The organism is Hypericibacter sp. (assembly GCF_050729195.1).
Taxonomy (GTDB): Bacteria; Pseudomonadota; Alphaproteobacteria; order Dongiales; family Dongiaceae; genus Hypericibacter.
The window spans coordinates 1-4,859 of sequence record NZ_JBOHKS010000135.1 but is presented as its reverse complement, the minus strand read 5'-3'; the positions used below and the strand labels follow the sequence as shown (position 1 = coordinate 4,859).

Below are 4,859 nucleotides of genomic sequence, written 5' to 3'. Positions count from 1 at the left end.
GTACCAGCCCGAGACCAGCTTCAAACCGTGACGATCGAGATGGGGACGCAGCTTGCCGGGCAGCCGCGGGAACTTGCGCCCGAGCTCGACCCCGGAAAATCCCGCCCCGCGCGCCTCGGCGAGGCAGGTATCGAGCGAGATGAAATCGCCCAGCCAGCGCATGCAGTCATTGGTCCAACCGATCGGGTTGATCCCCAGCTTCACGCTCATACCAAGATTCCTTGTTGCAACATTCGGGGTTTGTCGGGATTTCGATGATGAAGGGGCAGAAGCGGCGGCTCACGCGCCGTCGCGCCGGCGGATCGCGTCCTCGTAGCTCCTGCGCGCGGCTTCGACTTGCGGCCGCGCCGATACTTCCGCAACCGGCACTTCCCACCAGGCGCCACCCTCGCCCGTCGAGATCGCCGGATCGGTCTCGATCACGGTGAGCGTGGTGCGCGGCGTGTCGCGCGCCGCATCCAGCGCAGCCTCGAGTTCGGCGATCGACCCCACCTTGCGCGCCTGGGCGCCGAGACTGGCGCCATGGGCCGTGAAATCGATCGCGACTTCCGCGCTGCGGCGCGTATCGGCCAGGAGATTATTGAAGGGTACGCCGCCGACCGATTGCTGCAGCCGGTTGATGCAGCCGAAACCGCGATTGTCGAGCAGAACGATGTCGAGCTTGAGACCCATCGCGACGGCGGTTGCAATCTCGGAGTTCATCATCAGATAGCTGCCATCACCCACCAGCACGAAGACCCGCCGATCGGGCTGCGCCAGTTTCACGCCCAATCCGCCCGCGATCTCATAACCCATGCAGGAGAAACCGTATTCGAGGTGGTAGCCCTTGGGATCGCTGGTGCGCCACAGCTTGTGCATCTCGCCCGGCAGACCGCCGGCGGCGCAAACCACCACGTCGCGGGGGCTCGCCTTGCGATTGACCGCGCCCAGCACCTGCGCATCGGAGGGAAGCGCATTGCCGGCAGGTGGGCTCGTGATCTTTGTCACGGTTTCCTGCCAGCGGCCGGCTTCGCTCCGGGCGCGCTCGATCCAGGCCGATGGTGCATGCCAATCGCCGAGTGCCGCATGAACCGCTTCCAATCCTGCCCGGGCATCCGCCACCAGTGGCATTGCATCCTGCTTGGCGGCATCGAAGGGCTGGATGTTGAGCTGAATGAGCTTCGCGCCACGCGCGAACAGCGCGCGCGAGCCGGTCGTGAAATCCTGCAGCCGCGTGCCGATCGCCAGCACCAGATCGGACTCGCGCGCCAGCGCGTTCGCGGCCGAGGACCCGGTCACGCCGATGGCCCCGAGATTGGCCGGGTGGTTCCAGGCCAGAGCGCCCTTTCCCGCCTGGGTCTCGCCAACCGGAACGCCGTGGCGCTCCGCGAAAGCGCGCAACTCCGCGGTCGCTTCCGCGTAATGGACTCCGCCGCCGGCAATGATGAGCGGGGTGCGCGAGCGTTTCAGCGCGCCTGCCGCCTGCTCGAGCTCGTCGGCGGAGGGCGCGGGCCTGCGCGGCCGGTGCAGACGCCGGCGGAAGAAGGATTCCGGAAAGTCGCCGGCCTCGGCCTGCACATCCTGTGGCAGCGAGAGCACCACCGGTCCGCAGGCGGCCGGATCGGTCAGAACGCGCAAGGCCTGTGGCAGGCTCTGCAGAAGCTGCTCGGGCCGGGTGATGCGGTCCCAGAAGCGCGCCACCGGCTTGAAGCAGTCATTGGCGCTGACCGTCGCATCGGCAAAATCCTCGATCTGCTGCAGCACCGGATCGGGTCGTCGGCTCGCGAACACGTCGCCCGGCAAGAGCAGCACCGGCAATCGGTTGACATGGGCGAGCGCCGCGGCCGTCACCATGTTGGTGGCGCCCGGCCCGATCGAGCTGGTGCAGGCCATCATGCGCCGGCGGTTGTTGGCCTTGGCGAAGGCGATCGCCGCATGGGCCATCGCCTGCTCGTTATGGGCGCGATAGGTCGGCAGCGCGTTGCCGGCGGCGGCCAGCGCCTCGCCCAATCCGGCAACATTGCCGTGGCCGAAGATTGCGAAGACGCCGGCGAAAAGCGGCTGCGGCTTGCCGTCGATCTCGGTCCATTGCTGCGCCAGGTAACCCACCAGGGCCTGGGCCATGGTCAGTCGGAGCGTCGTCATCCGGCGATCCTTTCCTGCTCGGCAGCGGCGGCGCGAGCGCGACCCCAGCGGTCGAGGAAGCGGCCATAGGTCGCGGCCATCAGCGCGGTCGCTTCCTCATCATCGAGCCGGCCCGCGAACCAGCCGTCTGCGGCATCGGCAAAGACGCTGCGGCCGATGGCGAAGCCGCGGCAGAGGGGTTGGCGCGCGGCTTCGTCGATCTGGCGCAGGATCTCGGATTCGCCCGCACCCAGACCCAGCAGCAGGATGCCGCGACAGCAGGAGTCGCCGGTGCGAATGACCGCAACGAGCTGCGCCCATCCCGCCGGATCGGACGGCGCCGAGAGCTTCCACCAATCGGGTTTGATTCCGAGTTCATAGAAGCGCCGGATCGCGCGCGCGACGGGCGCAGCCTCGCCGGGATGCTGGCGATCCGCGATGATCTCGAGCAGGAGCTCATGGTCGGTCTGCCGGCAGGCTTGGAAAAGCCGCAGCAACTGGCGCTCCTGTTCGGCCCTCAGGGCCGCCGGATCGTCCGGATGGTAATAGACCAGGCATTTCACCGTGTGATTGACCGGCCATTCGCGCAAGGTGAGCCCGACATCGGCACCGCCTTCGAACTCGAGCGGTGTGCGGTCCGGCCGCTCGATCGGGCGCGCCAGCCAGCAGTCGCGCCCGCTTGCCGCCGCCAGCACCTCGAACCCATAGCGATCGTCGACGATCATGCCGCGACCGCCGGTGGCCCCCCCTGCCGTCTGCGCCGCACGATGGATCAAGGCCTTGAAGCTGGCGATGCGCGCGGGCGCCTGACCATGCTGCCGGGCCAACCGCTCGAACTGAGAGCGATGATCGAAGGCGACCGCCAGCACCTCGGGCCAATCCTGCCGGCGCGTCGTCGCCCAATGGAGGTGATCGAGCGTCATGTCGAACCGCAGCGCGGTCTCGGGGCTCCCGTTGGTCAGAAAATGCGAGAGCTCGGGCCAGGTGGGCGTCGCCGGTGCACAGCCATGGCGCGACACCACCAGCGCGCCGCAGGCATTGGCATAGCGACAAGCTTCCGCGGCCGGCAGTCCTTCGAGATAGCCGCGCAAGAAGCCCGCCATGAAGCCGTCGCCGGCGCCCAGCACATTATAGACCTCGACCGGGAAACCCTTGATCGACGCGGACGGCTCGATCCGTTCCGGAATGCCGCCGGCAAAGGCAAGACAGCCTTGCGGCCCCTGTTTCATCACGATCAGCGCCGGGCTCGCCCGGCGCACCGCCTTGAGCGCCTCGACCGCGGTGGTGCTGCCACCCGCGATATGGATCTCTTCCTCGGTGCCGACCACCACATCGCAATCCTGCAGGATCGCCTGAAGATGCTCGGTCACGTTGGCGCTGTCGACGAAACGCTGTTCGCCGAGCCCATGGCCCGCGAGCCCCCACAGCACGGGCCGGTAGTCGATATCGAGGATGATCTTGACCGCGTGCTGTCGCGCCAGCGCCATCGCGCGCCGGCTGGCGGCCGCGACCGTGGCCGTCGAGAAGTGCGTGCCGGTGACCACCAACGCACGGGACGAGGCGATGAAGGCCTCGTCGATGTCGGCCTCGGTCAGCGCCATGTCGGCGCAGTTCTCGCGATAGAAGATCAGCGGAAAGGTCTCGCGATCGCGAATTCCGAGAATGACGAGCGCCGTCAGACGCGCCGGGTCGGTGACGAGCGCCTTGGTCTCGACGCCTTCGCGCATCAGCTGCTCGCGCACGAAACGACCCATATGTTCGTCGCCGACGCGGCTGATCAGGGCCGATCTCAATCCGAGGCGCGCGGCGCCGACCGCAATATTGGCAGGGCAGCCACCGACATATTTGGCAAAGCTCGCCATATCCTCGAGCCGCCCGCCAACCTGTTGGCCGTAAAGGTCGACCGACACCCGGCCGATGGTAACGACATCGAGCGCGCGCTCGGTCATGCGTCAGGTCTCGCTCGGCCGCCAAAACGCGGCCCCGGGGTCGAGCGTCCAGCGATGGGCGTCGGTGAATTCCGGAACCGTGTAGGGGTTGCCGGGCAGATGGCGGATCACCCAGGCGTAGTACATGCCATAGCCGGGCGCGGCGCATTGCGCATGATCGAGACCGGCCGGAATCTTGACGGTGTCATAGGCCTGCACCTTCACCACGTCGTCGCCCAGTTCGGCATGGCCATAGCCTTGCGGCAGCGTGAAGCGATAATGGTAGATCTCATGCTGCGCATGGTGATGGGGCGGATAGCTCGACCAGCGCCCGGGCATCGTGACCACTTCGCCCAGCACGAGCTCGGCCTTCGGATCGGCATTGCGGGCATCGAAGATGGTGCGCACGAAGCGGTAGCAGGCGTCGCCGACCTGGCCTTTGCCGCGATGCTCGTTGGGGACATCGACGGGGCCATAGAAGCGACTCTCGAAACGCTGTTTGTTTGCCGTGGCGTAGACCGTGAACTCGCAGTCGCTCTCGGCACGCAGGAGGACATGCTCGGCCGCCGCGACATGGAGGGCGCTCGGCGATTCGTTGAAGAGCGACCGGCGCACGAACCGTTCGGTGCGATTGCCCGCGGTCAGGCTCGCGGCACCCTCCATCAACAGCCAGGCGGTCTCCTGCACGGTCTGCTCTCGCATCTCTTCGCCGGCCCTGAGGCGCAGCACGCCGAAGGCAATGCGCGTCGCATTGTCCGGATCCTCGATCCGCGTGACCGCGGTATAGCCCGGCCCGAAGCCCCGGCGATGCTGGGTGATGTGCTGGGT

The 4,859-nt window shown here is 67.2% G+C and carries 3 protein-coding genes and 1 pseudogene; all 4 read right to left on the bottom strand.

The genetic code is table 11. The annotated features are described in order from the left end of the window. Positions 1-210: pseudogene (locus ACREE8_RS10675) on the bottom strand (myo-inosose-2 dehydratase); the annotation flags it as partial. A gap of 69 nt (positions 211-279) precedes the next feature. Continuing rightward, a complete protein-coding gene (iolD, locus tag ACREE8_RS10670; RefSeq protein WP_431572972.1) occupies positions 280-2,124 on the bottom strand; it encodes a 3D-(3,5/4)-trihydroxycyclohexane-1,2-dione acylhydrolase (decyclizing) in 1,845 nt (614 codons plus the stop codon). Then, positions 2,121-4,052: a bifunctional 5-dehydro-2-deoxygluconokinase/5-dehydro-2-deoxyphosphogluconate aldolase gene (locus ACREE8_RS10665; protein ID WP_431572971.1), complete on the bottom strand. Its 1,932-nt coding sequence runs from the start codon at positions 4,050-4,052 to the stop codon at positions 2,121-2,123. The genes iolD and ACREE8_RS10665 overlap by 4 nt, the downstream gene beginning before the upstream one ends. 3 nt (positions 4,053-4,055) lie before the next feature. Next, a partial coding sequence (locus ACREE8_RS10660; RefSeq protein ID WP_431572970.1) for a 5-deoxy-glucuronate isomerase occupies positions 4,056-4,859 on the bottom strand: 804 nt, incomplete at its 5' end.